The sequence below is a fragment of the Maritalea sp. genome, assembly GCF_051251695.1.
Taxonomy (GTDB): Bacteria; Pseudomonadota; Alphaproteobacteria; order Rhizobiales; family Devosiaceae; genus Maritalea.
Genome location: NZ_JBPOEU010000010.1, coordinates 119,170 through 145,998, shown reverse-complemented (window position 1 = coordinate 145,998; position 26,829 = coordinate 119,170). Strand labels below are relative to the sequence as shown.

Here is a 26,829-nt window from a genome sequence, read left to right as displayed (position 1 = left end):
GAAAAATACTGTGAGCAGTCAAGTTTGAAGGCTCTTCTTTCCCAATACATCGAAAATCGGCACAGCTTTTTGAGAAAGCTGAAAACCTACTCGGTTTTTGGAACAGGTTGGCGCAACCGTATCAATCACGTCAAACAGCAAGCTGCAAAATTGCTCAAACGAAACATCAACTCACAAAAAGGATCATCAAAATTGAACATTCTATCGGGCTATAAGACATATTTGGTTGCCATTTTCATGCTGATTTCTGGCATTTTGGAACTGCTAGGCATCAATGTGCCCGCTATTGACGCTCAAAATGCGCTTCAGTTGATTATGGAGGCGCTGGCCGTGCTATTCCTAAGGAGAGGGATGAAGTCTGAAATTGCAAATGCATAGGTTATTCATCTATCATTCAGGAAGAGTTTGGTAATCCTTCCGGCATGATGAATATAGCTAGACGCAAATGGTTAGTTGCAATGGTCTTCGCTCTTGGCGCGGTTTTTACTGCGCCAACGGGAGCCTTTGCACAACAAAAGAATTGTCTGCCCCACGGGGAGATAAATAAACTTGTTAAATCCAAACAAATCTTGTCGTTTAATAAAATAACGCGGATAATGGGATTGAAAAAGGGTGCCAAGCTTTTTGGTCAACGCCTGTGTGAGGTAGATGGTCAGTTTGTGTATTTCTTTAAAGTTGTAGATGCGAAGGGCAAAGCGCTCGGCGTTGCTGTGAACGCAAATAACGGCCAACAATTTGGTGGAAACACCTAAAACCATTCTATTGGGGGAGAAGTTATGCGGATTTTGGTCGTTGAAGATGACGTGGACCTCAATCGTCAAATCTCATCTGCACTTATTGATGCTGGTTATGTCATTGATAATGCATTTGATGGCGAAGAAGGCCATTTTCTTGGCGACACGGAACCCTATGACGCGGTGATCCTTGATATCGGGCTGCCAATTAAAGATGGCATATCCGTTGTTGAAGAATGGCGCCGTAACGGTAAAACCATGCCGGTGCTTATGCTCACTGCGCGTGATCGTTGGACCGATAAAGTTCAGGGCATTGATGCTGGTGCCGATGACTATGTGGCTAAGCCATTCCATATGGAAGAAGTGCTTGCCCGAATTCGAGCACTGGTCAGGCGCTCTGCGGGAATTGCCTCAAACGAAATTGAAATCGGCACCGTCCGACTGGACACCGCTGGGAGCAAAGTGACCGTTGACGGCATGGCGCTAAAGCTCACGTCGCATGAGCTCAGGCTTTTATCCTACTTGATGCATCACCAAGACAAAGTGATCTCTCGGACCGAACTTACAGAACATCTATATGATCAAGATTTTGACCGGGACTCCAACACAATCGAAGTCTTTGTTGGACGTTTAAGGAAAAAGCTCCCTCAAGATTTCATCCAAACAGTCCGTGGTTTGGGCTATAAAGTTGCAAGTTCTTGATATTGAATCGGTTTTCAATTGTCTGGCGAGTGTTCTTGTTAACGGCAGTAGGCCTCTCTATTGGTTTGGCCATTACGGGGGTGTTGCTTTCCCAGCTGTATTCTCAGTCACTTACCCGGAATATTGATGCGATTACTGATAGACAGGCCGATGCGCTAATTGCGCGTCTGCTTGCTGAGAATGAAGCCAGTCTTCAGACCCTTCCATCAATTGACTCGCGTTACACGCAGGCGAATTCTGGATGGTACTGGCAAATCTTGGACGGACAAGGCCAAGTCGTAAATGTCTCAACCTCAGCTTTCGGCGTTCTAATTCCTGCACTGAGTATTCCATTTGATGAAAACAATGCGCGGCGTGCCAATGCGTTTGATGATGCCGGAAATTGGCTGAGAATTTTTGAACGGCAAATATCAATTTCGGAGGAGATGAGCTTTGTAATCTCCGTCACCGCCGATTGGGATGAAATTGCCACCGAGGTGAATGCATTTCAGCAACAAGCTCTGCTGGTTTTAGTGGCCGTGGGATTGTTGTTAGCAACGATGTGCGCATTTGTTGCGCGCCTGAGTTTAGGGCCTTTGTTTAGACTTAGTTCAGCAGTTGAGGACATTCGAAATGGACGATCGGTCAGGCTTCAGGAAGAGTTTCCTAAGGAAGTGGAGCCAGTTAAGACTGAAATCAATGCACTGCTGGACGTTAATGACAAAATCATGGAGCGGGCTAAAAACCAGGTAGGTGATCTCGCACACGGCCTCAAAACACCGATGGCGGTGATGCGCAACGAACTTGGAAAGTCAGGATCGGAATTTGTCGGGCAACAACTGGACAAGATGCAAGCAACGGTGAGCCGTTATTTGGATAGGGCTCAATTGGCGGCACGCACCGCTGTTCGTGGGCAGAACACGGATACGATGCCAGCGGCTGAGAAAATCTTGTCGGTTATGAAAAAGCTAAAACCGGAAAACCATATTGAGCTTATTCAAGGTGATGCAAAAATTGACCATTTTCGCGGAGATCCCGATGACTTCGACGAGATGTTGGGAAACCTGGTAGATAATGCGACGAAATGGGCAAGTTCGAATGTTCGGGTCACCCTGCGAAACCTTCCGTTTGACATGATAGAAGTTCTCGTCGAAGACGACGGCGATGGTTTGCCTGACGACAAACTTGAAACCATTTTGGAACGCGGGAGAAGGCTTGATCAACAAGTTCCCGGTTCTGGCTTGGGACTAGGAATTGTAAGTGAACTCGTTTCAGTCTATGGAGGCGAGATAGCGCTTTGCCGTTCGAAGTTGGGCGGTCTTTGTGTTACGTTGCATTTGCCAGCGGTTGATAAACAAAAATCATAATTTTGCCGTATTGGCGGTGATTGTTGCGTTCGGGAGAACAGTAAATGTCTAGTATTGTAAAAGCGGTTTCGTTGGCGGTATTGATTGCACTTTTGGCCGCATGTGCAAGGCTGGAGCAGTCCAGTACGCGTACAACGTCACAAGATTTTTCGACAACAAGCTCCCAGCAGGCAATTGTTACGCAGCCGACACAAGACTTTGCTGAAAATGAAATACTCTCATTTTTACCAACAGATGCTGTTTCCAAACTGACGAAAAAGGAAAAAACTGAGGCCGCAAGTGCGCAGTTTTTTGCGCTACAATATGGACGAGTTGGCGCATTTCGTGAATGGTCAGCCGACAGTTCTGCTCGTGGCGAAGTCAGCGTTGGTCCATATGTTAAAGTCAACAAGCTCGATTGTCGTGAATTTACACACACAGTTGTTTTAAGTGGGCAACGCCTGTCCAACACCGGAACATCTTGCCGCGAAGAAGACGGCCAATGGAGTGTTGTTACCGGATAAGCCCGTAGAATTTAAAAATCGTTTGTTTACTTATACTTGATAGTCTTACCGAGTTGAGAAACTGAACGAGCAGAATAAAGATATGCAACGCTCTCCTATTGAACAGTTGGCTGCACTAAGCAGTAATCGAAAAGCGTCGGAAAGCCCTGCCGTCAGTGATGTCGAGATTGAAATCGACAGTGAAGAGATCGCGCTTGTTCAAAAAGACCTTGCAATAGAACGCATTCTCACGGCCTTGAACACGGTTGTAACCAGTGCGGCGCCAGTAATTAAGCAGGCTGCAATCAGCAAAGATGCAATTGAACATCTCTGGGAATGGGCACAGCGGGATCTAGATCCCGATGTCGTGGCCAACCTAAATCAAGCACTCGGAAGCGGCGCAATCCCGACTGATTATGAGCTTGAAAAGCACCTTAGTGAAATCATCAATTTAGTTGAGCCGCTATACGTCAAATGCAATTCAGACGACGAATTACAAAGGCGCCTGTCTATTCAGATGGGCGGGGCCGAGGTGTACGAGGTGGTGCCGACAATTTTGCTGGCATTTAACTATGTAGGCTACATCCAGAGTGGGGCAACGTTCGGGCGAGAGTTAAGTTCATTTGATGACCCTGAAGCGCTAAAATACGCTTTGGAACAAATCGATTTTCCATCAACTGATATAAAAAAACTATGGTGTTTATCGTTTGTCGCCGGCGTAGCTCGGCCTGATATTCTGGCCGCAACAATCGCCAAACTGTGTTTCGCAAACACTGAAGAAGCTTTCAAAAAAACCGGGTACAGTGAGTTCTTGGACGCGCTGGTGCTTGAGGCACAAAAGCAGATCGAAATTATCGAGCAGCAAGCCGGATTGTTCAAAGACGTTGATTTGATGTGCAAGGCAATCGATCGGTTCCATCACATTGCTCGCGGACTTCACCTCCATCTTGATTTACCAAAATCAGCGAAATGGAACCTTTTGTTGGAGGGGTTCACAAAACGCGGTGCTGTAGCTTTGCATAGTCGCTTCAGTGATGTCCTCGCAAACATGAAAAATGTACTTAGGCCAACAAAAGGCGAAACATCAGCTGCTATAAACCCTGCCGATGTATTGCAGGCTTACAATGGGCTTTACATATTGTCAGCAACACGTTCCGCCCGCGAGTCATTGGCAGTAAACGCTATGGTTGAAAAGAACTGGAAAGATGTCGGGTATGCTTTGGAAAACCTTATAGACCGGGTGTTCGAGCACTACAAACGTGTAGGGGCTAATGATAAAGTTACACGAACGAGGGTCGAGGTTTTGATCAAATTCTGCGCGATTAGATTTGGCCTTGATTATGCAACAACGTTGGCCAAGCACAAGTCCAATATCGAACGTCGATCTCAGGTGCAAAAATCGAACAGCTGATGGTTCTAAGCGTTGCTCAAGCTAGCGCTATGCAGTCCACTTCTGGTTTGAATGAAAACTTTTTGACCGGCTTCCGTCATCGAATCCTCCACAATCGCTGAAAGTAAATCGCCATTGCGTATTACTATTCCGACGAGTTCGGGTGTCTTGTCTACGCCATCCCCATCGAAAATCATCTGCCCCGCTTGAAGTACAATATTGTCATTCCAAAGTAAGTTTGAGCTTTTTGGTGAAGCAAAGCGACTGCCCAATCTTCCTCCAAGAAAATCACTTTCGTTTGAGGCATTAGAATCTTCAAAGGAAGTGGTGTCGTTCTCCTGCTGTTCAATGTTGATTGTTTGACGAACGGACCTGCTAGTGACCATGTTTTGAAATTGAAACTCGCTCAATGCCTCGGTGTGTGCATCGCCAACGAAGTCAGGAATGCCTGACTTGCTTCTTATTGAACTGACAGGGCTTTCACGTAAATCCCCAGCAAACGATTGCGGCATGGTTTCATATTGATTTATCCCGGTGTATTTTTTGGACGGAATTTGTTTCAATTCAAGTTGCTGCGCCACTGATAGCTGTGTCTCGTTGAGACATTCGTGTTGGGTCGTTAGTCCTTTTGCTGAACCAACAATTTCTACATTTTGTACGCGTCCGAACGGAATTATGTGTTTTTGATTTTTATCATATGCCGACATTCCCCCGGAACGGACCCAAAGAAAATAGTTCGGTCGCGGAGCGTCAGATAGAAGTAAGGAAGCAAATTTTCTGAGCTTGAGTTTGCCTTTGGTGTCCGCAACTTCCTGCAACTCGACTTCAACGCCTTGCTTGCCCGCCGAAATGGATTTCGGCACTTGCCCAAACTGCATGAGCACGCCAACTGCTTTCGCAAAATCAATGTGTCGTGACGTGGGGTTGATCCGTTTGTCCAGCAATTGGTCAATCTCAACGCCATTTTCTTTGAGTAGCATGGCAAGTCGATAAGCAGAATTTCCACCAGTGATCAGTGCAAGACCATTCGCTGGCCTAATTCCATAATCTGCAGCCAGCCTGAAGGTTTCGGCCGCACTGTTAACACCAATAATATGACGTGTTGCCGCGTTTTCTGTACCGTAATTGGCACCCACTGCAATGATGAGTTTCTCAAATCGAAATTTGCAAAAATCGCTTTTGCTGTTGATCTCAGACCCACCCACATTTTTGTCCGATACCAACAATGTGTTGCGACGTACATCAGTGACTTCCACGCATAGGTTCACTGTGACATTGCTCATGTCCGACAGTTCGGCGCAAAGTCTGTTGACTAAGTCTTTTGGTGCTTCTTCATCTTCGGCACGTCCATAATAGTCGCACATACCACCAAGGCGACTAGACTTTTCCAAGAGGAGAACCCTTCGACCTGCTCTTCCTGCTACTATTGCGGCTTGAAGACCGGCAATTCCCCCACCGACTACGACAATATCCTGGTCTTCGCCCCACTTGACGGATAACGAGCGCTCTTCGGCTCCCTCAGCCTCAGCAAGGGAGTATTGAAGTGTGTTTCTTGCGCCTGATCCTTTAAAAAGTTTGCCGAAAACTCCAGAGTTACTGCCGTTGGGCGTCTTGATTTTCATTCCATCGGTGATGGGTAATTCTGCAGCGCTAAGTGCCAGTTTTTCACCATCGTGCGACAATAGTTTAATTTGCCCAGCAGTTTGTTGATTGAGCGGAATACTCTTTCCACCACGGCCACGCAAAATGTTTACGCCATTTGCGAGCAGTGCTGTGAATACGGTGTCGCCTGAAAACCCATGAAATAGGCGTTTGTTCAGACGAAATTGAATAATCTGATTGCGGTCAATTAATGCGCCTTTGAAAGGGCTACGTTCGTCGGCTGGGAACCTAAAGTCCTGCATTTTGAAACTCCCCACCAGTTTTTGGCGCTTGCAATATGTCGGCGCACTGACGGTTTTTGCTCGCACGGTGTTGCCAATAATCTTTGGAGGCGGCGTTCTGGCTGCCCACGAGAATGTCCGCCACGCTAGGCATCAGGAAGGCACTTGCATTTTTCCCACCAGCAAAGACGGACTGATGAGTGTTCAGTTTAGCGAACATTGGGGAACCATCTTTGGTCGCAACATCTTGATAGGTGCCTTGCGCAATCAGCGACTTATCCAAGAAGCCATGGATTGTGCGCTCCGCTTGGTGCGCGAGATCGTTAAACGAACCGTGGCTTTTTACCAACAACTGACCATGCCCATGTGGTCTTGTTTCGAATTCGGAATCAAGGTTGATGGTATGAACTGGGCGTGTATCGTGTGATTTCACGACAATTTTGGAACCAAAAAACGTCCTTAACACGTTGTTTTTGTTGGCGGTGCTTTGTGATTGCACTAAGTCCACGTCCAAAAAAATGCTGTGACCCACATCATATCGCATTTTGGATGAACGCAAGACGAGTGGGCCGCTCTTTTGGCGGGTTGCACTTTCAAAATTGGTTCGATCAAACACGGCGAGGCCGCTACCCACATATTTGTTGTAAATAAACTCAAGTGCTTTTTTACGCGAGGGGGCCACAACGCCTCGAAACTTCAAATGTTCAATTCCGTCAGTGTCGGCTTTTCGCTCAAACTGCTGATCGATCGCGATCATCGCGCCTTCAACATAATGCAGCAGATCTTTGTTGTGCTGATTTCCGACGCGAAGTGCTAGCCCTGTGCGCTCAAAACAATCACGGCCAGTTCTTCCGGAAAATTTACTGTGCCAGCGCTCCAACCCATGACCAATGATGCGTAAGGTGTCTGGCTCGCAAAATGCGCCAACAGAGTAGGTTTGCAAGTGGTGTATGGAATAGTCGTTAACTTGATCTCGGATCAACAGCACCTTGGCGCCATGTTCTCGCACAAGCTCTGCTGCTAGAAATGCAGCATCGATATCGCTGCCATAAATGGCAAAATCAATTTCCTCAACACTCATGGTTGTTTGCGCTAGCCCCGCCCTTTTTTGTCGCCTAGTTGCACCATTTCTGAACCCATGCGTCAATCAGTCCTGAAGGTTTTCTCGCAGAATTTGATTATCTGCTGCAAAATTGCGCACAACTGAATATAAGTATCTAAACGTTCAGATAGGGATCTGTTGTAAACATGGTATTTTGGATCGGCATCGGCGCTATTCTCGCGGCTACAGTTTTGGTGCTCGCAAACGCGCTACGCGCGCGCGACCAAGGCGAAAGCGACGACGAGCAATCAACTGCACGGGTATTTTACGCTCAACAATTGGCCGAGTTAGAACAGGATTTGGCCGCGTCAAAGTTCGAACAACGCGAATTCGAGGCAGCAAAGCTTGAACTCGACCGCGAATTTTTGCGTCAAACTGAAGCCGCTAAATCCGTATTGAACCCGTATGGTCCCACAAATTTGCTCGTCGGAGTAAGTATTCTTGCAATTTTGGGGATCACAGCGGTTACTTATGTTGGGGTTGGAAATCCTGGGCTTTCAAACGCGCCGTTATCACAGCGAATTGCGCAGGGCGCCGATATAGATATCAAAGACGCTGTGCTCAAGATTGAACAAAGACTGTTTGATGTTCCCGACGATTTGCAGGGCTGGAAGGTAATTGCGCCGATTTATATGCGGCAGCAATCATATGAAAACGCTGCAATAGCATTTCGCAATATTGTGCGCTTGGAAGGCGAAAGTGCCGACAATCTAACAAATTTGGCAGAAGCCGTTATGTTGTCTCAGCAAGGAGATGCGGCGGGAGAACCGATGGAGTTGCTCAATAGGGCAATGTCGATCGATCCAGATCATTTGCGTTCACAGTTTTATGTAGCCGGCGAAGCGACGAGGTCCGGCGACCACGATTTAGCCATTGGTCTATGGGAAAAAATCCTTGGTGTTGCCGTTGGCAATGAGCCATGGTTGGCAACTGCCCGTGCAGGACTTCGCGTAGCCCAAGAGGGGGCAGGTATTGTTCCAGATGCTCAAAATGGCCCGTCTGACGAAGATGTGAAAGCTGCGGCTGAAATGTCAGATGCAGACCGGGGCGAAATGATCAACAATATGGTCGCTGGCTTGTCAGAAAGACTGCTTAACGAGGGCGGTTCACCGCAGGAATGGCAACGACTGCTTCGTGCTCGTGTTGTGCAGGGGGATTTGGACGCCGCAAAAATGGCATTGGGCGCGGCAAGGACGAACTTGGCTGCTGACGCGCCAGCGCTTGAACAGTTTGAGCTTTTAGCCAGAACCGAAATAACCCAAATCGAAAATGTGGAAAAATAAATGACACGCAAACAAAAACGGTTGGCAATAATAGCAGGACTTGGCTCAGTTGTGATGGCAGCGGTTGTGTTTATCGCAATAGCCATGTCCAGCACAGCCGCGTTCTTTGTGGTGCCAAGCGAAGTAGAAGAGCGCCAAATTGCGGCGGGGCAAGCGTTTCGCCTTGGCGGTATCGTGAAGTCTGCAAGTTGGAAACAAACCGAAACCGTTCATGACTTTGAAGTTACCGATTGCAAGGCAGATGTTGCCGCCCATTTTGAGGGTATTATGCCGGACCTGTTCCGTGAAGGGCAGGAAGTCATTTTGGAAGGCGCATTGGACGCTGACGGCAGGTTCGTCGCGACAAATGTTTTAGCCAAGCATGATGAGAATTATGTGCCAAAAGATATGGCGGATAAGTTTGAAGAAAAGGGTCTGTGTTCGGGCCATACCGACGAAGCATAGATTAGGACAAATCAATGTACACAATTGAACTTGGACATTTTGCGCTCATTTTGGCTTTTGCAATTGCAATTGGTCAGGTTGGTGTTGGCGCATTGATTTGGAAAAATAGTACCGCCTCGGGCTCCGCGTTCATCCGCAATGCCTCGATTGCCCAATTCGTTCTGGTCGCGGCTTCGTTCGCCGCGCTTATGGCGGCCTTTGCGACATCTGATTTTTCGCTGATGCTGGCTTATGAACACTCTCATTCGCAGCAACCCTTACTCTATAAACTCACCAGCACATGGGGAAACCACGAGGGTTCGATGCTCCTCTGGATTTTCATCCTGACGATGTTTGGTGCTGCCGTTGCGTTGTTTGGCACGGGACTACCCCGCAAATTATTTGTTTTGGCTCTCGCCAACCAAGGCTTGCTCAGTGCAGCGTTTATCGGTTTTACAGTATTCACGTCCAACCCGTTTGCGCGGATCGCCAACACGCCGCTTGAGGGCAGGGACCTCAATCCAATCTTGCAAGATATTGGCCTAGCCATTCATCCACCGCTTCTTTACATCGGCTATGTTGGATTTTCCGTCTGTTTCTCATTCGCTATGGCAGCACTCATCTCAGGTAAAATTGATTCTGCATGGGCGCGCTGGGTCCGTCCGTGGACCATGGCGAGTTGGATATTCCTAACCCTTGGCATCGCGATGGGCTCTTACTGGGCCTATTATGAGCTTGGTTGGGGCGGCTGGTGGTTCTGGGATCCTGTTGAAAACGCATCCTTTATGCCGTGGTTGGCAGGCACAGCGCTTTTGCACTCTGCTCTTGTGATGGAAAAGCGGAACGCCCTGAAAATTTGGACTGTTTTGCTGGCCATTTTGACGTTCTCACTTTCCCTTTTAGGCACCTTTATGGTGCGTTCAGGCATTTTGACGTCTGTGCATTCGTTCGCGTCAGATCCGTCTCGCGGCCTCGTCATTTTGGGCATACTCGCCTTTTTCATCTGCGGTGCGTTTATTCTGTTCGCCATTCGCGGCCCGAGCCTTAGATCTGGTGGTCTATTCGCGCCGGTTAGCCGAGAAGCGGCGTTGGTGGTCAACAACTTGTTCCTAGCGACAGCCACCGCTGCGGTACTTGTTGGAACACTCTATCCACTTGTACTAGATGCTTTTACTGGCATTAAAATTTCCGTTGGGGCACCATTTTTTAATCTCACCTTTGGCGCGTTGATGGTGCCGTTATTGGTGGTTATGCCGTTCGGCCCATTCCTTTCGTGGAAGCGCGCAGACCTGTTTGTCGTCACTAAGCGCCTGTTTGGTGCTGTCATTGTCGCTCTCATAGCGACCGTTTTGTTCTCAGCCTATGTTTGGCAGGGCGCAAATCTGTTGCCGCTTGGATTTTTGCTCGCTTTTTGGGTGATGGTCGGCGCGCTAGCGGACTTGGCAGAACGCTCAAAACTGTTCAGAACTGAATTTTCGACAAGCATGAAGCGACTTGCTGGTTTGCCGAAATCTGTTTGGTCTACAGCCGGGGCACATTTTGGTCTTGGTGTAAGCGTATTGGGCGTGGTGATGGTAAGTGGTTTCGAAACTGAATTGATCACCACCATGCGTCCGGGCGATCAAACTCAACTATCCGGATATGTCATTCAATTCGATGGCGAACAGCAAATAAAGGGCCCGAATTTTACGGCTGAACGTGCTTTATTCTCTGTATCGAAATCGAGCAATTCTGCACGAACATTGTCGTCTGAAAAACGCTACTATGCAGCCCGCCGAATGCCAACGACAGAAGCTGGTATTGAAACTTTCGGCTTCTCGCAAGTCTACGTTTCGTTGGGCGACAAAACTGAAGATGGACAACGTGTCGTGCGCGTTTGGTACAAACCGATGATCACTTTGATCTGGCTTGGTGCACTCATCATGGCGCTGGCTGGGGCTTACTCCCTTTCTGACAGACGGATGCGCGTTGCTGCGCCAAAACGTTCTAAAAACCAAGCAGTTGGGCAAACTTCATGAATCGAATTCTGATCATCTTCATGTTGTTTCTTTGCTGTTTTTCGCCAGCATACGCGGTGGATCCGAGCGAAGTTTTGTCTGATCCAGTGCTCGAACAACGTGCCCGTTCGATTTCGTCAGGGCTGCGATGTCTCGTGTGTCAAAACCAGTCGATTGACGATAGCGATGCGGATTTGGCGAAGGACTTGCGCATCGTTGTTCGTGAGCGTTTGGTCGCTGGCGACAGCGATACGCAAGTGGTTGATTTCGTCGTGTCGCGATATGGCGAGTTCGTGTTGCTCAAACCTACATTTGCGGGCCACAATCTGGTGCTCTGGCTCACAGCTCCTATCTTATTTGTGATTGGCGCGTTAGCGTTGTTTTCTGTTCTAAGAAGTAAAAAAACCAAGCCTACTGCTTTATCTCCTCAAGAAGAGGCGAAATTGGCGCGGCTCTTGGGCGAAGGAGACGACGAACATGAAAAAGGGCAGAGAACCAAAGGTTGAGTTTAGCGGCGCATTGGGTGAACAACTCGCCGCCTCAATTGATTGGCCAAACGGCGAAACACGCGGTTTTGCAATTTTTGCGCATTGCTTTTCTTGCTCTAAAGACTTTGTCGCCAGTCGTCGAGTTGCCAACGCCCTAACCGAACACGGTTTTGCCGTCTTACGGTTTGATTTCACAGGTCTCGGCCGTTCTGGCGGTGACTTTTCTGACACCAATTTCTCCACAAATGCACAAGACCTGGTTGCCGCAGCCAAATGGCTTGATGAGCATTATGATGCACCAACTCTTCTGGTTGGGCACTCCCTTGGTGGTGCCGCTGTTTTAGCCGCCGCCGCACAAATTCCTTCCGCAAAAGCCGTAGCCACCATCGGAGCTCCTGCCGACGTTGATCATATCCTTCACATGTTCCAATGCTCTCTTGGAGATATTGAAAAGAACGGCGAGGGTGAAGTTGATCTTGGCGGCAGACCTTTCAAAATCAAAAAGCAATTTGTTGATGATGTGCGCAACCAATCCCTTGGTGACCAGATCGCCAAGTTTAAGGGCGCAAAACTGATCTTGCACAGCCCCGTTGATCAAACCGTCGGCATTGAAAATGCTGAAGGCATTTTTAAAGCTGCAAAACACCCCAAAAGCTTTGTTTCGCTGGACAATGCAGATCATTTGCTCACCAAAATCGAAGATGCGTCCTATGCCGCCGAAGTAATTGCGGCTTGGGCGGAACGGTTTATTCCGTCAAAAGCACCATCAATTGATGATGAGGGGCACACGATCGCTGCAGAAAGCGGTGAGGGGAAATATCACCTCAACATCAACGCCTCCGGTCACCATATCAGTGTGGATGAGCCTGTTTCAGTTGGTGGCACAGACCGAGGTGCAACGCCTTACGATTTGCTGTGCGCTGCGCTGGGCAGCTGCACAACGATAACTTTGCGCATGTATGCGGATCGCAAAAAATGGCCGGTCAATCACATCGAGACCTGGGTGGACCACGCAAAGAAACACGCCAAAGATTGTGAAGAATGTGGTGAGGGGCGTGAAGGCCGTGTAGACATCTTCCATCGCCGGATTTTAATCGAAGGCGATTTGGACGACGATCAGCGCGCCCGTTTGCTGGAAATCGCTGATAAATGCCCGGTTCATAAAACCTTGGAGCAAAGCTCTGTCGTCACCACAAAAGCTGTCGATCAATAATCCATCAGATTTGCGCGAATCTGAGGGGCGATATAAGAAACGCCCATGTTGGATTTCCTCAGTTTCCTCATACCGTCTGGTCTTGACGGTTGGGTCGCCCTCATATTGGTCATTTCGAGCTTTTTCACCTCCGGAATAACGGCGGCGCTAAGCTTAGGTGGCGGCATAACATTGATCGCCATTCTCACTTTCTTTTTACCCGCGGCCATTGCGGTTCCCGTCCACGGTGTTGCTCAATTGGGCTCTAACGCTGGTCGCGCATTCTTGCGTCGTAAAGATATCCAATGGCAATACGCGATTTGGTTCGCCATCGGCGGTATCCCCGGAGCAATCTTGGGTGGCCAAGTCGCCGTTTGGATGCCCGACCGCTTGTTCACCCTACTGATTGCAGGCTTCCTGCTTTATTCGGTCTGGGGACCAAAACCCTCCTCCAAAAATCGTCAGCCTATCGCTTTGTTCGCGTTTGGTGGCTTCGCGGCGTTTATCTCTATGATAATTGGCGTTAGTGGACCCATCGTTGCTGGTCTTTTAAAGTTCATCGACGAGCGCAAGCCCTATGTTGCGACCCACGCAATCCTGATGACTTTCCAAAACATCTCCAAAATTCTCGTGTTTATTTTCCTTGGCTTTGCGTTTTACGATTACGCGTTTTTGCTTGTCGCTATGGTTGGTGCAGGTTTTGCGGGAACAGCTGTTGGCGGTATGTTGTTGGATCGACTGCCCGAAAAAATGTTCAGACAAGCCTTCAAAATCGCAATGACGTTTATTGCGATTATCTTGATCTACCGCTCCATCTAAATGTCCAATTAAGGACACAGTTTAGCCCCGAACATTACAAAATTGTAATGCTGCTGACATGATGCAGAAAGGGTCGATGACCCATATTGATTTCAATTCGATTGGAATTGCATTTGTCAGGAGAGAACTTTATGCAGCTCATGAAATTGACTAGAAGCAAACGCCTTGCCGCGATCACCGCAGCAGCACTCATTTCAACATCAGCTCTTGTTGGTGTCGCGACGACTTCGATGCCAGCAAATGCCCAAATTGCGGTTCAAAACGCTGCGCCATTTAGCTTTGCTGATTTGGTTGAAGCCGTGCGCCCTGCTGTTGTTTCAATCCGGGTAAAAACTGAAGTTGTCGAAACTCGTGGTCCACGTTTCGACCGAAATTTTGAAATGCCAGATTTGCCAGAAGGTCATCCGTTTGAAGAATTCTTTAAACGTTTTGAAGACCAATTTGGGCAACGCGATGGCCGAAACAACAACCGCAAACAACGTCCACGCTTTGGTCAATCAGTCGGTTCCGGCTTTATCATTTCAGCTGACGGCTTTGTTGTGACCAATAATCACGTTGTTGAAGACGCAGCCGAAGTTGTTGTCGTCTTGGATGACGGTTCGGAAATGGACGCAAAAATTATCGGTACCGATCCACGCACAGATTTGGCGGTGCTGAAGATCGAAGCGGCCACGGACATGGAATATGTCGAATTTTCAGAAACCGAAGCTCGCGTCGGCGATTGGGTCGTTGCTATTGGCAATCCATTTGGTTTGGGCGGCACGGTTACAGCCGGTATCGTTTCAGCACGAGGCCGCGACATTAACGCCAACGCCTATGACGATTTCATTCAAATTGATGCGGCCGTAAACCGGGGCAACTCGGGTGGACCAGCATTTGACACAACTGGTAAAGTTGTTGGCGTTAACACCGCCATCTTTTCACCAAGCGGTGGCAATGTCGGAATCGCTTTTGCGATACCAGCAAATGTCGTTAAACAAGTCGTGTTTGATCTGATCGATGACGGTAATGTCACACGTGGCTATTTGGGTGTTTCCATCCAAGACGTATCAGACGATATTGCTGAAAGCGTTGGCTTGGCTAAAGCGACCGGCGCGTTGGTCACCGAGCCGCGTGCAGACTCACCGGCACAAAAAGCTGGCATTCAATCTGGCGACATCATCCTGCGCGTACAGGGTGAGAAAATTGATGATGCCCGGGATTTGGCTCGGATCATCGCTCAATTCAGCCCTGAAACAGAAGTTGAATTGACGATTTGGCGCGACGCACAACGCAAAAAAATTAGCGTGAAGCTCGCAACTTTGACCGAAGAACAAGCGTTGGCACCACCACCAGAAGAGGTGCCTGCCGACCCAATGGAGCCAAAGGAAACCGCCACAGGTTTGGTTTTGGTGCCAAATGAAGAAGGCGACGGTCTTGTTGTCGTTGACATTATGGAAGAAAGCAACGCAGCGGATAAAGGCTTAGCCCCAGGCGACGTGATCCTTCAAGCCAATTCAATGCCGGTAAATTCTGTTGCCGATTTTGAAGACGCCATCAATGAGGTTGTGAGTGCGGAACGCACAACAATGTTGGTGAAAGTCGTTCGCGATGGCAACACACGCTTTATCGGACTACCAATCGAATAACGTCAATTCTATTGGTCGCCCAAAAAAGGGCGGCCAATAATTGTATCTGAACCAAGGAAGGGGTAATTTGCCACCATGAAGATTCTTTTGATTGAAGATGATCGCGAAGCGGCAAATTACCTCATTCAGGCATTGGATGAGGCTGGGCACATCACCCACCACGCCGCAGATGGCGAAACGGGCTACGCGATGGCCAGTTCCATGGATTACGATATTCTGATTGTTGATCGCATGTTGCCAAGACGCGACGGTCTTTCAATCATTGAATCGCTCCGGGCTGAAAATGACGAAACCCCCGCGCTGATCCTGTCCGCACTAGGCGAAGTCGATGACCGGGTTACCGGATTGCGTGCAGGTGGTGATGATTATCTTACCAAACCCTATGCGTTTTCCGAACTGTTGGCCCGTATCGAAGTGCTGGCGAGGCGTACGGCGCCCGCAGAAGCATCAACCGCATATCAGGTCGGGGACTTAACCCTTGATCGATTGTCCCGCAACGTTGAACGTGAAGGCGAAAAAATCACGTTGCAGCCTCGCGAGTTTCGTCTGCTGGAATATCTTATGAAACATGCCGGGCAGGTGGTCACACGCACCATGTTGCTGGAAAATGTATGGGACTATCATTTCGACCCACAAACCAACGTGATCGACGTCCATATGTCGCGACTGCGCACTAAAATCGATAAGGGACGTCAATCCCAAGTTCTTCATACCATTCGTGGTGCAGGATATATGGTTCGTGCATAGCTTTTGGCAGCTTTGGCGCACAACAACATTTCGGCTGACCGCATTGTTGGTCGGGATGTTTGTCGTGTTCGCTATCGCCATTTTGGGCTATATCGCCTTTCAGACGTCCATCATGATCCAGCAGCAGCAATTGCAAACAATTGATCGAGAGATCAGCCAGTTTAACAAGCAATACCAGCGGCTTGGTACGCGTGGGTTAATTGTTGCGCTGCAACGAGCGGCAAACAGACCTGGGCCGGGCATATATTATGTTTCCGACGCATCCGGATTGGGTATTGCTGGCAACGTACCCACCGTGCCGATTGATGTTTTGGAAAACCCGGGCACCCATACATTCAAGTATGATCGGGGCGATGGATTTAACGCAGATGACCCGCGCGCCAATGGCGTTGCCCTGGTCAAAAGCTTTCAATTGCCCAGCGGCTTTCGCCTAGTTGTTGGTCGCGACATTGTGGAACGTCGCGGGTTTAGTGCTGCCATTTTTCAGGCCTTTATGTGGGGCGTTATTTGGATCATCATTTTGTCGATCATTGTGGGGATCATTTCCACTCGATCAGTGCTTAAGCGGGTTGATACCGTGTCGGACACGGCGCGTAAGATCATGTCCGGATCGATGTCCGAACGCATACCCGTAACCAAACGCAACGACGAATTCGATGGACTGGCCACCAACCTCAACGCCATGCTGGAACGTATTGAGCAATTGATGCAGGGGCTAAAAGAAGTCACCGACAATGTGGCGCATGACCTGAAAACACCGCTCACGCGCTTGCGTAACCGCGTTGAAGGTGCGCTCAAAGACGGCACGTCGCCAGAACAACGGCGTGACGCGCTTGAGAGTACCATTGAGGAATGCGATCAACTCATCCGCACATTCAATGCATTGTTGCTTATCGCCCGCGTTGAAGCCGGGACGCCATCAAGCGCATATTCGGCGTTGGATTTGGCAGAGGTGGTTGCAGATATTACTGAACTATATGAACCGGTTGCAGAAGATGCCGGAATCACGCTCTCAACCAAGGTAGAAAAACTACCGGCCTTTTCGGGCAGTCGCGAACTGATTGGTCAGGCGTTGGTCAATCTGGTTGAAAACGCGATTAAATATGCCAAAGGGGCCAAGAATGATCCCGCGATCATGGTCAGTTTACGCACTTCGGGGCAGGACATTGTCGTTGAAGTCGCAGATAATGGCTCTGGTATTCCGGAAGCGGACCGGAAAAAAGTGCTGGAACGTTTCGTGCGTTTGGAGAAAAGTCGATCAGAACCGGGCTCCGGCCTCGGTCTCAGCCTTGTCGCGGCCGTCGCGCGGCTGCATAAAGGGACAATAGAGATTCTTGACAATCAGCCGGGGGCATTGATCCGGTTGACCCTACCAACGGAGCGCTAAATGTCCTCACTCGCCAACCATCTCCAAAGCTTTGAAAAAACATATGGAGATAATTCGGCGTTTGACGAACTGCTCACCCAATCTGACCAGACACTTAAAAACCTGCAAAGCTGCAAGTCTGGCCTAGTCCCAATTTTCAATGCTGCACCCTATTTGTTGGACTGCGCGCGGTTCAATTTGGTCTGGTTCGAAGCGAGCCTTGCTCAACCGGTTGATGAGATTATATCTCAAATTCTGCACGATGCTGATACTGCCGCAGCGCCGGAAGTCGAGGAGCATGAACTGCGCAAATCGCTGCGCCAGCTTAAACGCCGCATTGCCTTGGTGACAGCAGTGGCCGAAGTTTCCGGTGCGATCACCGCAGAAATCACCACAAAGAGTTTGGCCCTTTTTGCCGATAAATGTCTTGATGCGGCGCTGGATAATCTCACCTCGGCTCGGTTTACTGAGTTGGGTATTGAAATTGATCCAACGATCAGACCCGCGCGTCAATCAGGCCTGACCATCCTTGCCTTGGGTAAGCATGGTGGTCTGGAACTAAACTACTCGTCGGACATCGATATTGTCGCCTTTTACGATCTTTCCCGCTGCCCATTTGCCGATAACAAACGGGTTGCCCGGATATACGAAAAAATCGTGAGAGACCTCACGAGCTTCATGCAGGATCGCGACGAGAACGGCTATGTTTTCCGTACCGACCTGCGTCTTCGCCCTGATCCCGGTTCGACGCCAGTGGCGATCTCTGTCGGTGCGGCAATGAGCTATTATGAATCGCGCGGGCAGAACTGGGAACGTGCCGCTTGGATTAAAGCGCGTCCATGCGCTGGCGATATTCAGGCCGGGGACGCTTTCCTTCAAGAACTATCTCCCTTCATTTGGCGCAAGCACCTTGATTTCGCGACCATCGGCGATATCAAAGCGATTAAACGTCAAATCAATACGGCCAAAAACATCGCAGGGCGCATGGTGCTCGGGCACAATGTTAAATTGGGTAGCGGCGGTATTCGGGAAATTGAATTTTTTGCTCAAGTTCAGCAATTGATTGCCGGTGGTCGCGACCCACTTTTGCGCACCCGTTCAACCAGCGATACGTTGAATGCATTGGCTGCCACCAACTGGATCGACCGGGAAATCGCAATCGGGCTTGTTGAGCGTTATTGGTTTTTGCGGGCAGTGGAAAATCGCGTTCAAATGATCAATGACGAGCAAACCCATGCGTTGCCTGACAATGATCAACAATTGGAACCAATCGTTGCCCTGCTGCCCTTCAAAGACGTTGAAGCGTTCAAAAGTGCTTACCGAACCTGCATTGATGCGGTGGTCGATCATTATGGGGAACTGTTTAGGGACGACGACGAAGGCGGCGATCTGGGCAATCTTGTTTTCACCGGCAGCGATGATGACCCACAAACGTGGACGACCCTTTCCGATATTGGCTTTAAAGACCCGTCAAAAGCGATTGAAACCATAAGGCGCTGGCACTATGGCAGTTACGCTGCTACCCGCGCCGATCGGGCGCGACAAAATCTAACGACATTGGTGCCCAGTTTGCTGCGCGCGATTTCAAATGCCCGTAATGCAGACGAATCTTTGCGCCAGTTTGATTTCTTTTTATCCAAATTACCCACCGGCATTCAGCTGTTTGCACTGTTGCAGAACAATCTCAGATTACAGCATTTATTGATCGACTTTATGGCCGCCGCGCCGCGCATGACCGACGCCATTCTGACGCGGGTTCATATCGTTGATGGGCTTATCGACCCTGCATTTTATGATGATGTACCAAGTCCGGAAACAATCAACCAAAAGGCTCAAGAGTTTTTAGGGGAAGCCAGATCTTATGAAGACCTAATTGATCGGGCGCGTATTTTTGGGCAAGAGCAAATCTTTCTGATCAGTGCTGGGTTGGTGGCAGGCACGTTGGCGGTCGATATTGCTGCCCGACAATTTAGTGCCCTAGCCGAAGTGTTGATGAATTGGGTGTTTGAGGCAGTTCGCCGCGAGTTTGAAGTGAAGCATGGCAAGGTCGAGGGCGCAGAGGTCGCGCTGTTGGCGTTCGGCAAACTTGCTAGCCGCGAAATGAACGCGCAATCTGATCTTGATTTCATTTTGATATATGACGCGCCCGAGGGATCGGACCAATCCAACGGTCAAAAACCACTGGCCACATCTCAGTATTTTATTCGACTGACCCAACGCTTGGTTGCTGCAATATCTGCTCCCACTGCCCAAGGGGTGCTTTACGAAACGGATATGCGCCTGCGACCCTCCGGCAATGCCGGGCCTTTGGCCACCAGTCTTAAGGGATTTGAAAATTATCAACGAAACGACGCGTGGACGTGGGAACATATGGCCCTTTCCCGCGCACGGGCTGTTTTGGCTGATGGGACATTGGAAGCCAAAATTTCAAGCGTTATCCAAGATGTATTGGCGGCGCGACAAGATGTGGAAAAAACCACCGCCGACGTTTTGGATATGCGGCAAAAGCTGCTCAAAGATCGCCCTGCAAAATCGGTGTGGGACATCAAACTCGCCGATGGCGGTTTGATCGATCTCGAATTTATGGTGCAGTTTGCTCAGTTGAGCGATGGCAAAAAATTGGGGGTGCCGCAAGCGCCACCGCTTGAGGTTTTTGCCGCGCTTTCAAAGCAGAACAAACTAATTGATTTCGAGCAAATCTCGATGACTTACCATCTATATACCGTGATCATGCAGCTAAGCGCTGCCTGTCTCATCGATCCATTGCCGGCTGAAAATTGGAGTGATGGCTTCGTCGAGTTACTCACCCGAACCTGCAATTTTCCGAGTTTGGAATTATTGGCACAAGAACTTGATGATCGGCAACAATCAACACGGACGTTGTTTGCGAGTTTTGTCAAATAATAGAATCGCTAAGCGACTTTTTCTAATGTTTCGCTTGCAGCAATTTGTTTGGTGCCTTCTTCGATAAAAGTGGGCAACGTAATAGCAACCGTCGTACCGATACCTGGGTTACTATCGATCAATAAAGAGCCGCCGCAAAGTTCAGCGATGGCGCGGGATGTGGCGATGCCAAGGCCCAATCCCTTGTGTTCTTTGGCGAATGCTGCTTCCCCCAAAACGAACGGTTGAGATAGCAAATCTACCCGTTCTTTTGGAATGCCAATGCCGCTATCGGTTATTTCCAGCACAACCCCATCAATACCGCTCCAGCAGTTGAAAAACACGTTCCCGCCATCTTGGGTAAAGCGGATCGCATTATCCATCAGATTGTCCACCATACGGCGCAACAGAGCAGGGTCTGCATCAACATGGCCGTCGCACAAGCTAACAACGTCTAGCGTCAATCCTGCGCGTTTGGCGCGGGCCGCATGACGGCGCAAAGTGTCTTGGACGAATTTGTACATATCGATATCAACATTTTGCTGAACGACCTCTCCGCCCTCAAGCTGCGCCAAATCAAGAACAGAGGCGAAACTATCACGGAGCTCTTCACCTGATCGCTTAATGTCTGCAACATAGTTGGTATAGCGCTGGTCACCCAAAGGCCCAAAGGGCTCGTGCTGCACAAGGTCTGCAAATCCGATAATGTGATTAAGCGGTGTGCGCATGTCATGGCTGAGGTGCGCGAGAAAGCTTGTTTTCGAATGGCTTGCGGCTTCGGCTGCGATTTTCTCGGCGTGATATTGTTTTGCAAGTTCGCGATATTGGCCTTCAAGGCTTTTCTTGGCTTTTGATATTTGGTGCTGTTCGGTATTGTCAGTGATAATCGTCAGGAAGTTTTGTTCTTGATCTGCAATGTCTTCAATTTGAATAATCTTTTGATTGTCGCAGGTGGCGACAACGAGCCTGTGGTGTTCGTCGTCCAACCGAGCATCAAAAGAAACTGGCCTGCTTGCCACGCTCATAATGTCACTATAGCGCGTGCCTTGTTCGCACATTTCCGCGCTTAAACCCATAAAATCGCGATACGCTGCGTTGCACCAAATCAGCTGCGCGTTTTGGTCCCAATGCGCAAGGCCATGGGGCAGATGCTCAAGTGTTTGAACAAGCCGGTTGACGGGTTCTTCTGTTGTCGGCTGCGGCACGGCCTGTGTGAAATTGACCAGCCGAAACAATGAAAATGTAACAATGATCACACCAATCAACATTGGTGCGCGAACGGCAAGCGATAAGTCCTGGGTCGCAAAAATCACGATCGTTAGAACACAAAGTAAAATCAGAAGTTTAGCGTTTTCCAACAGCGCATTTTCGTCGTTGCTAAAAAGCTGTTGCCATGGGCTGAGGGTGAGTGTTCTTGGCTGGCTGAAGGAACCTTCGTCCTGCACATTGTGCGTTGAACGGAATCCTTTATCGGTGCCGCCGGATTGCTCCGTCGTCATCATTCACCCTCCAATAAAACCTGATATGCCCTTACGAAGTAATTTGATCTTCGTTGAGTGATAGCTTGAATCAAAAAGGGGCTCGTTGTCGAGCCCCTAATTCATAGATTTTTAACCATAAAAAATTCGTTGAGTCTTTTGAATCACTTATGCATTGAAAAAAATTACCCGTTCAACGTGCGCTCCAAAATGTCAGTGCAATCTGGCGACAGTTTGGAGTCATTCTTGAGGTTTTCAAGCGCAGATCGTGCCGCTTCCCGACGCGTTGATTCGTATTTTTTGAACGACCGGAACATCGTCAAAAGACGTGCGGCCAATTGTGGCGTCCGCGTATCAATGTCAGCGACCAAACCAGTGATGAACTCAAAGCTCGCACCATCTCTTCGGCCAAACTGCACTTGGTTGGACGCAAACGCCCCCACAAGTGAACGGACCCGGTTTGGATTTTCAATGTTAAACTGCGGATCGTCCATCAATGACTTTACCCGATCAAGCGCGGCACTATCAGGCATAATCGCATTTAGGCTAAGCCACTTGTCGAAAACCAAAATATTGTCGCAATAGTTTTCTCGGAAATGAGCCAGCACTTCTTTGGCTGCAGGGTGCCCAGCACTTGCCAGCGCACCAAGGGCGGCGCTCCTGTCGCTCATGTTGGCTGCCTCATGATATTGGGCAACAGCAACCTGACTGCCTTTTTCATCATCCGCCGCCAACAGCAAACCAAGGCATTGGTTCTTCAATGCGCGTTTTCCGGCAGATGCCGCGTCTGGCGAATAATCGGCATCATCAACGAGCGACTTATACGCCGCTGCCAATTCAGGCTCGATCATCGATGCGATGGCAGAAAGCGACATCCGACGCACGTCATAAACGCGTTCGGGGTCGATGTCGGTGCCTACATGTTCTGCCAACACAATTTGAGAGGGCAGAGCCAATGCGAGCGCCTTGAAGGCATTGTCAACGTCGTCGTCAATCAGGATCGCACGGAACGCATCTGCCAATTTGCCTAGATCTTGAGGTGAAGGATCTTCACCTCCCACTTTTGCAGCAGGCACCAAAATATCAAGGGCAACATTTTGCAAACTGTCCCAGCGGTTGAACGGATCATTATCTAAACGGGCTAGATTGAGTTTGTCTTCCATGGTGAGGTCTGATTTTACACTCACTGGAGATGAAAACTCGCGGAAAAGCGATAGGGTTGGTTTGCTTGAAACGCCTTCAAAAACCACATGGTGCTCGGCCTGGTCCATAATCATCAAGTCGCCTTCAACCTGAGCCCCAGACACGCTGTTCCAGTTAAGATCAACACCATTGTTGGAAACAAGACCAAAGCGAATTGGAATGAATTTAGGCTCTTTTTCAGCGTCATTAGGCGTTGCTTTGTTGGTCTGCGCTAAAGTCACGCTCAACCGCTTATTTTCAGCGTCATAGGAATGGCTGACATTGATCTCAGGGCGACCTGCAACCGTGTACCATTTTTGCAAATGGGATAGGTCTTTGCCACTGGCATCTTCAAAGCATTTCACAAAATCTTCGATGACAGCAGCATCGCCATCATGGCGCTCTAGGTAAATGTCCATGCCCTTGCGGAACGTGTCTTTGCCCAAATAGGTCAAGATCATGCGCACAACTTCCGCGCCTTTTTCGTACACTGTTGCGGTGTAAAAGTTGTTGATCTCTTTAAACTGATTGGGGCGAGGCGGGTGCGACAATGGCCCAGAATCCTCAGCGAATTGATGCGCCCGCAGATCGCGTGTATCTTCAATCCGTTTCACAGCGCGCGAACGTTCGTCACTGGTGAATTCCTGATCCCGGAAAACCGTCAGGCCCTCTTTTAGGCACAGCTGAAACCAGTCGCGACAAGTGATGCGATTGCCGGTCCAATTGTGGAAATATTCGTGCGCGATAATCGCTTCGATATTCTCGTAATCTTGGTCCGTAGCCGTTTGCGGGTCCGACAAGATGTACTTGTCGTTAAAGATGTTGAGGCCCTTGTTTTCCATCGCACCAAGATTGAAATCTGATACGGCGACAATGTTGAAGACATCGAGATCATATTCGCAACCAAAGCGCTCTTCATCCCACTTCATCGACCTGATCAGGCTGTCCATGGCCCATGCGCATTGGCCTTCTTTGCCGTGCTCAACATAAATCGCCAGATCAACATGCTTGCCAGAACTCGTTGTGAACTCATCCGAGATGTGGGCCAAATCACCAGCAACCATCGCAAACAGGTAGGATGGTTTGGGGTGCGGGTCGTGCCACACGGCAAAATGTCTGTTGCCGTCCAAGTCACCACTTTCAACCGGGTTACCATTTGACAGGAGAACCGGCGCGTCGGATTTGTCGGCTTCCATCCGCACCGTAAATACGGACATCACATCAGGGCGATCATAGAAATAGGTGATCCGGCGGAACCCTTCCGCCTCGCATTGGGTACACCAGACACCGCTGGACCGATAAAGACCTTCAAGCGACTTGTTGGCTTCTGGTTTCAGCCGCACAACGGTCTCAAGAACGAATTTTTCCGGCGGGCTGGAAACTTCAAGCGACTTGTCCGTGACAATATATTCGCTTTCTTCCAGCGGGTGACCATCAACCGAGATGGACACCAATTCCATGCGCTCCCCATCCAGTTTTAGGGTCTGGCCCGGCGCCGTGCCTTCCCGAAGCGAAAATGTCAGCTTCGCCTTAACGTCCATTTCGTCAGGGGCAAACACGACATCTAGTTCGGTCGTTTCCAGAACATAATCGCTTTGTTTATAATCACTTAGGTAGGTGGTGGCGTGGTCGTCACTCATTGCTTGCTCTCATCCCAGTTTAGAATTCGGTTGCACGAATCACTTAAGTTTTTTTTAGTAACGCTACTGTGGCTGGTCTGCTACAGCAATATGCGTCCACACCATGTATTCTAAAAAGCTGGTCGTTTCGGGCCAGCTTGCCAACCTTTTTAGTGTATCAGACATGTTAAATTCAATTTTTGCTTGGTTCGAGAAGCACTATTCGCCGACTCATATTGAACCAAATCCGCATCCACCGATGGACTTGGTGAAGTTCTATTTGTACTTTTTGAACCAATTTAGAACGCCCATCATGTTCAAAATTGTCATTGTGGCAATCGGCGCCGCTATAGATAGTATGATCCCAGTTTTCCTGGGCACTATAGTTGATCTCGTGTCTGGCACAGAGCCAGGAACATTGTTTAAGGACCAAGGCACGCTGCTCTTGGCGATGGGCATAACGCTTGCGCTGCGACCATCAATTTTTATCCTAGATGTTCTTGTCCAATATCACACCATCGTGCCATCTCTCGTGGGCCGGGTGCGTTGGCAATCCCATTGGCATGTGGTGCGTCAAAGCTGGACATTTTTCCAAAAAGACTTCGCGGGCCGTATCGCGTCAAAAGTATTTGAAACGGGTCCTGCGCTGGAAAGCAGCGCGATGGAGGTCATCGATGCGGTTTGGTACATGGTGGTGTTCTTCATCGTGGCCACCAGTGTATTGGCCAATCAGGATATCGTGTTTTTATTTCCCTTGTTGGGCTGGGCCACGGCCTATCTGGCCCTGATGTATTTCTGTCTGCCCGCCATCGCGAAACAGTCCAAAATCAATTCGAACGCACGCTCGGTCGTGACCGGACGGATGGTGGATTGTTACACCAACATCCAAACGCTTAAGACGTTTGCTACTGGCAATATTGAAGACAAATATGTGGCTGGGTCGGTTGAGGAAAACATCAAGCAGTTCCGCAACCTCATGCGTATTTTTACCCGTATGTGGGCAAGCCTTTTCATCATCAATACGATTTTGATGATCACAACGGGTTATTTGGCGCTGGTCTATTGGAACAATGGGATCATCACCACCGGCCAATTCGCTATGATCGTGCCGTTCGTTTGGCAATTGCTCAATATTTCAGGTTGGATTTTGGAAGTCGCGTCGGGCATTTTCCGGGACATGGGCACAGTGCGTGATGGCATGGAAACCATCGCCAAACCACTGACCATGACTGACGATAAAAACGCACCGGACTTACAAATTCAAAACGCATCGATCGCGTTTGAAAAGGTGAAGTTCAATTACGACGGTGGCGCGGACAAGCGCGTTATCGATGAGCTTAGCCTCAATATCAAACCGGGTGAAAAAGTCGGTTTGATCGGCCGTTCTGGTGCGGGCAAGTCGACGATTGTCAATTTGCTGCTTCGTTTGTTTGATGCTGAAAAAGGTGTGATTACGATTGATGGGCAAAACATATCTCGGGTCGGGCAGGACAGTCTGCGCCAAGCGATTGGCTTTGTTTCCCAAGACACGTCTTTGCTGCATCGTTCAGTTGGTGACAATATTAAATATGGCTATCCTGATGCAACCCAAGAGCAAATGGTTCAGGCTGCAAAGCGGGCCAAAATCCATGATGTTATTCTTGATTTGCAAGATGAAGATGGCAACAAGGGATATGATGCCAAGGTTGGCGAGCGCGGCGTGAAGCTTTCAGGTGGCCAACGCCAACGTATTGCGATTGCGCGTGTTTTACTTAAAGATGCGCCCATTCTGGTGCTTGATGAAGCAACTTCGGCGCTGGATAGTGAAGTTGAAGCGGCTATTCAGGAGCAATTGCAAGAATTGATGGCGGATAAAACCGTCATCGCAATTGCACATAGACTTTCCACAATCGCAGCGATGGATCGGCTTTTGGTTATGGATGATGGCCAAGTGGTGGAAGATGGAACCCATGAAGAGTTATTAAAGTTGGGTGGGCATTATGCCCAATTGTGGAAACGTCAGTCCGGTGGATTTGCCGCTGCGGAATAACAATTTGAAGGCAGTTGCCTTTCGTCTAAAAATCAATTAAAAAAAGAAAAAACTTA

21 protein-coding genes are annotated in these 26,829 nt (G+C 49.1%); 17 read left to right on the top strand and 4 right to left on the bottom strand.

The genetic code is table 11. From position 1 onward, the window contains the following. From ACSHWX_RS08010 to ACSHWX_RS07985, 6 genes are all read left to right on the top strand, one after another. Positions 1 to 378, top strand: a 378-nt coding sequence (locus ACSHWX_RS08010; RefSeq protein WP_435667681.1) for a hypothetical protein, incomplete at its 5' end; no start/stop codon positions are given. A 44-nt stretch (positions 379 to 422) separates the two neighbouring features. Further along, positions 423 to 752 carry a hypothetical protein gene (locus tag ACSHWX_RS08005; protein ID WP_435667680.1) on the top strand — a complete coding sequence of 110 codons (330 nt, stop codon included), beginning with the start codon at positions 423 to 425 and terminating at the stop codon, positions 750 to 752. Between the two features lie 24 nt (positions 753 to 776). After that, positions 777 to 1,436 carry a response regulator transcription factor gene (locus tag ACSHWX_RS08000; RefSeq protein ID WP_435667679.1) on the top strand — a complete coding sequence of 220 codons (660 nt, stop codon included), beginning with the start codon at positions 777 to 779 and terminating at the stop codon, positions 1,434 to 1,436. A gap of 35 nt (positions 1,437 to 1,471) precedes the next feature. Beyond that, a complete protein-coding gene (locus tag ACSHWX_RS07995; protein WP_435667678.1) occupies positions 1,472 to 2,782 on the top strand; it encodes an ATP-binding protein in 1,311 nt (436 codons plus the stop codon). 44 nt (positions 2,783 to 2,826) lie between these two features. Then, positions 2,827 to 3,285 (top strand): hypothetical protein, encoded by a 459-nt coding sequence (locus ACSHWX_RS07990; RefSeq protein WP_435667677.1) that lies wholly within the window; start codon positions 2,827 to 2,829, stop codon positions 3,283 to 3,285. 82 nt (positions 3,286 to 3,367) lie between these two features. After that, positions 3,368 to 4,675, top strand: coding sequence for a hypothetical protein (locus ACSHWX_RS07985; RefSeq protein ID WP_435667676.1), 1,308 nt, complete (start codon positions 3,368 to 3,370; stop codon positions 4,673 to 4,675). A gap of 5 nt (positions 4,676 to 4,680) precedes the next feature. On the opposite strand, the gene ACSHWX_RS07980 is transcribed toward ACSHWX_RS07985, so the two are convergent. Together ACSHWX_RS07980 and ACSHWX_RS07975 are read right to left on the bottom strand one after the other, a co-directional pair. Beyond that, positions 4,681 to 6,558: an FAD-dependent oxidoreductase gene (locus tag ACSHWX_RS07980; RefSeq protein ID WP_435667675.1), complete on the bottom strand. Its 1,878-nt coding sequence runs from the start codon at positions 6,556 to 6,558 to the stop codon at positions 4,681 to 4,683. Then, the gene (locus ACSHWX_RS07975; protein ID WP_435667674.1) at positions 6,545 to 7,618 is read right to left on the bottom strand and encodes a hypothetical protein; all 1,074 of its coding nucleotides are present in this window, start codon (positions 7,616 to 7,618) and stop codon (positions 6,545 to 6,547) included. The genes ACSHWX_RS07980 and ACSHWX_RS07975 overlap by 14 nt, the downstream gene beginning before the upstream one ends. Before the next feature lie 167 nt (positions 7,619 to 7,785). Here ACSHWX_RS07975 and ccmI point away from each other — a divergent pair, with 167 nt between their 5' ends. From ccmI to ACSHWX_RS07925, 10 genes are all read left to right on the top strand, one after another. Then, entirely contained in the window at positions 7,786 to 8,922 is a 1,137-nt protein-coding gene (ccmI, locus tag ACSHWX_RS07970; protein ID WP_435667673.1) for a c-type cytochrome biogenesis protein CcmI, read from the top strand. Continuing rightward, entirely contained in the window at positions 8,923 to 9,366 is a 444-nt protein-coding gene (ccmE, locus tag ACSHWX_RS07965) for a cytochrome c maturation protein CcmE (protein ID WP_435667672.1), read from the top strand. It begins immediately after the preceding gene. A gap of 14 nt (positions 9,367 to 9,380) precedes the next feature. After that, the gene (locus tag ACSHWX_RS07960; protein ID WP_435667671.1) at positions 9,381 to 11,363 is read left to right on the top strand and encodes a heme lyase CcmF/NrfE family subunit; all 1,983 of its coding nucleotides are present in this window, start codon (positions 9,381 to 9,383) and stop codon (positions 11,361 to 11,363) included. Then, positions 11,360 to 11,848, top strand: a complete 489-nt coding sequence (locus ACSHWX_RS07955) for a cytochrome c-type biogenesis protein (protein ID WP_435667670.1) — start codon at positions 11,360 to 11,362, stop codon at positions 11,846 to 11,848. The genes ACSHWX_RS07960 and ACSHWX_RS07955 overlap by 4 nt, the downstream gene beginning before the upstream one ends. Next, a complete protein-coding gene (locus tag ACSHWX_RS07950) occupies positions 11,820 to 13,043 on the top strand; it encodes a bifunctional alpha/beta hydrolase/OsmC family protein (RefSeq protein WP_435667669.1) in 1,224 nt (407 codons plus the stop codon). The genes ACSHWX_RS07955 and ACSHWX_RS07950 overlap by 29 nt, the downstream gene beginning before the upstream one ends. Positions 13,044 to 13,088: 45 nt before the next feature. Next, on the top strand, positions 13,089 to 13,841 hold the full coding sequence (locus tag ACSHWX_RS07945) for a sulfite exporter TauE/SafE family protein (protein ID WP_435667668.1): 753 nt from the start codon (positions 13,089 to 13,091) through the stop codon (positions 13,839 to 13,841). Positions 13,842 to 13,972: 131 nt separating this feature from the next. Beyond that, entirely contained in the window at positions 13,973 to 15,469 is a 1,497-nt protein-coding gene (locus tag ACSHWX_RS07940) for a Do family serine endopeptidase (RefSeq protein ID WP_435667667.1), read from the top strand. Between the two features lie 75 nt (positions 15,470 to 15,544). After that, entirely contained in the window at positions 15,545 to 16,216 is a 672-nt protein-coding gene (locus tag ACSHWX_RS07935) for a winged helix-turn-helix domain-containing protein (RefSeq protein WP_435667666.1), read from the top strand. Beyond that, entirely contained in the window at positions 16,209 to 17,603 is a 1,395-nt protein-coding gene (locus ACSHWX_RS07930; RefSeq protein ID WP_435667665.1) for an ATP-binding protein, read from the top strand. Before ACSHWX_RS07935 ends, ACSHWX_RS07930 begins: the two co-directional genes overlap by 8 nt. Beyond that, positions 17,604 to 20,486 carry a bifunctional [glutamine synthetase] adenylyltransferase/[glutamine synthetase]-adenylyl-L-tyrosine phosphorylase gene (locus tag ACSHWX_RS07925; protein ID WP_435667664.1) on the top strand — a complete coding sequence of 961 codons (2,883 nt, stop codon included), beginning with the start codon at positions 17,604 to 17,606 and terminating at the stop codon, positions 20,484 to 20,486. 8 nt (positions 20,487 to 20,494) lie between these two features. On the opposite strand, the gene ACSHWX_RS07920 is transcribed toward ACSHWX_RS07925, so the two are convergent. Together ACSHWX_RS07920 and pepN are read right to left on the bottom strand one after the other, a co-directional pair. Then, the gene (locus ACSHWX_RS07920; RefSeq protein WP_435667663.1) at positions 20,495 to 21,967 is read right to left on the bottom strand and encodes an ATP-binding protein; all 1,473 of its coding nucleotides are present in this window, start codon (positions 21,965 to 21,967) and stop codon (positions 20,495 to 20,497) included. 161 nt (positions 21,968 to 22,128) lie between these two features. Next, on the bottom strand, positions 22,129 to 24,765 hold the full coding sequence (gene pepN, locus ACSHWX_RS07915; protein ID WP_435667662.1) for an aminopeptidase N: 2,637 nt from the start codon (positions 24,763 to 24,765) through the stop codon (positions 22,129 to 22,131). A 163-nt stretch (positions 24,766 to 24,928) separates the two neighbouring features. On the opposite strand from pepN, the gene ACSHWX_RS07910 reads away from it, so the two are divergent. Next, positions 24,929 to 26,773: an ABC transporter ATP-binding protein gene (locus tag ACSHWX_RS07910; protein ID WP_435667661.1), complete on the top strand. Its 1,845-nt coding sequence runs from the start codon at positions 24,929 to 24,931 to the stop codon at positions 26,771 to 26,773. The last annotated feature ends 56 nt before the right edge of the window (positions 26,774 to 26,829 follow it).

What these genes read in the sequence shown, in the direction of transcription:
- ACSHWX_RS08005 (WP_435667680.1), top strand. Translation starts at nt 423, where the DNA reads ATGATGAATATAGCTAGACGCAAATGGTTAGTTGCAATGGTCTTCGCT.
- ACSHWX_RS08000 (WP_435667679.1), top strand. Translation starts at nt 777, where the DNA reads ATGCGGATTTTGGTCGTTGAAGATGACGTGGACCTCAATCGTCAAATC.
- ACSHWX_RS07990 (WP_435667677.1), top strand. Translation starts at nt 2,827, where the DNA reads ATGTCTAGTATTGTAAAAGCGGTTTCGTTGGCGGTATTGATTGCACTT.
- ACSHWX_RS07985 (WP_435667676.1), top strand. Translation starts at nt 3,368, where the DNA reads ATGCAACGCTCTCCTATTGAACAGTTGGCTGCACTAAGCAGTAATCGA.
- ACSHWX_RS07980 (WP_435667675.1), bottom strand. Translation starts at nt 6,558, where the DNA reads ATGCAGGACTTTAGGTTCCCAGCCGACGAACGTAGCCCTTTCAAAGGC.
- ACSHWX_RS07975 (WP_435667674.1), bottom strand. Translation starts at nt 7,618, where the DNA reads ATGAGTGTTGAGGAAATTGATTTTGCCATTTATGGCAGCGATATCGAT.
- ccmI (WP_435667673.1), top strand. Translation starts at nt 7,786, where the DNA reads ATGGTATTTTGGATCGGCATCGGCGCTATTCTCGCGGCTACAGTTTTG.
- ccmE (WP_435667672.1), top strand. Translation starts at nt 8,923, where the DNA reads ATGACACGCAAACAAAAACGGTTGGCAATAATAGCAGGACTTGGCTCA.
- ACSHWX_RS07960 (WP_435667671.1), top strand. Translation starts at nt 9,381, where the DNA reads ATGTACACAATTGAACTTGGACATTTTGCGCTCATTTTGGCTTTTGCA.
- ACSHWX_RS07955 (WP_435667670.1), top strand. Translation starts at nt 11,360, where the DNA reads ATGAATCGAATTCTGATCATCTTCATGTTGTTTCTTTGCTGTTTTTCG.
- ACSHWX_RS07950 (WP_435667669.1), top strand. Translation starts at nt 11,820, where the DNA reads ATGAAAAAGGGCAGAGAACCAAAGGTTGAGTTTAGCGGCGCATTGGGT.
- ACSHWX_RS07945 (WP_435667668.1), top strand. Translation starts at nt 13,089, where the DNA reads ATGTTGGATTTCCTCAGTTTCCTCATACCGTCTGGTCTTGACGGTTGG.
- ACSHWX_RS07940 (WP_435667667.1), top strand. Translation starts at nt 13,973, where the DNA reads ATGCAGCTCATGAAATTGACTAGAAGCAAACGCCTTGCCGCGATCACC.
- ACSHWX_RS07935 (WP_435667666.1), top strand. Translation starts at nt 15,545, where the DNA reads ATGAAGATTCTTTTGATTGAAGATGATCGCGAAGCGGCAAATTACCTC.
- ACSHWX_RS07925 (WP_435667664.1), top strand. Translation starts at nt 17,604, where the DNA reads ATGTCCTCACTCGCCAACCATCTCCAAAGCTTTGAAAAAACATATGGA.
- ACSHWX_RS07920 (WP_435667663.1), bottom strand. Translation starts at nt 21,967, where the DNA reads ATGATGACGACGGAGCAATCCGGCGGCACCGATAAAGGATTCCGTTCA.
- pepN (WP_435667662.1), bottom strand. Translation starts at nt 24,765, where the DNA reads ATGAGTGACGACCACGCCACCACCTACCTAAGTGATTATAAACAAAGC.
- ACSHWX_RS07910 (WP_435667661.1), top strand. Translation starts at nt 24,929, where the DNA reads ATGTTAAATTCAATTTTTGCTTGGTTCGAGAAGCACTATTCGCCGACT.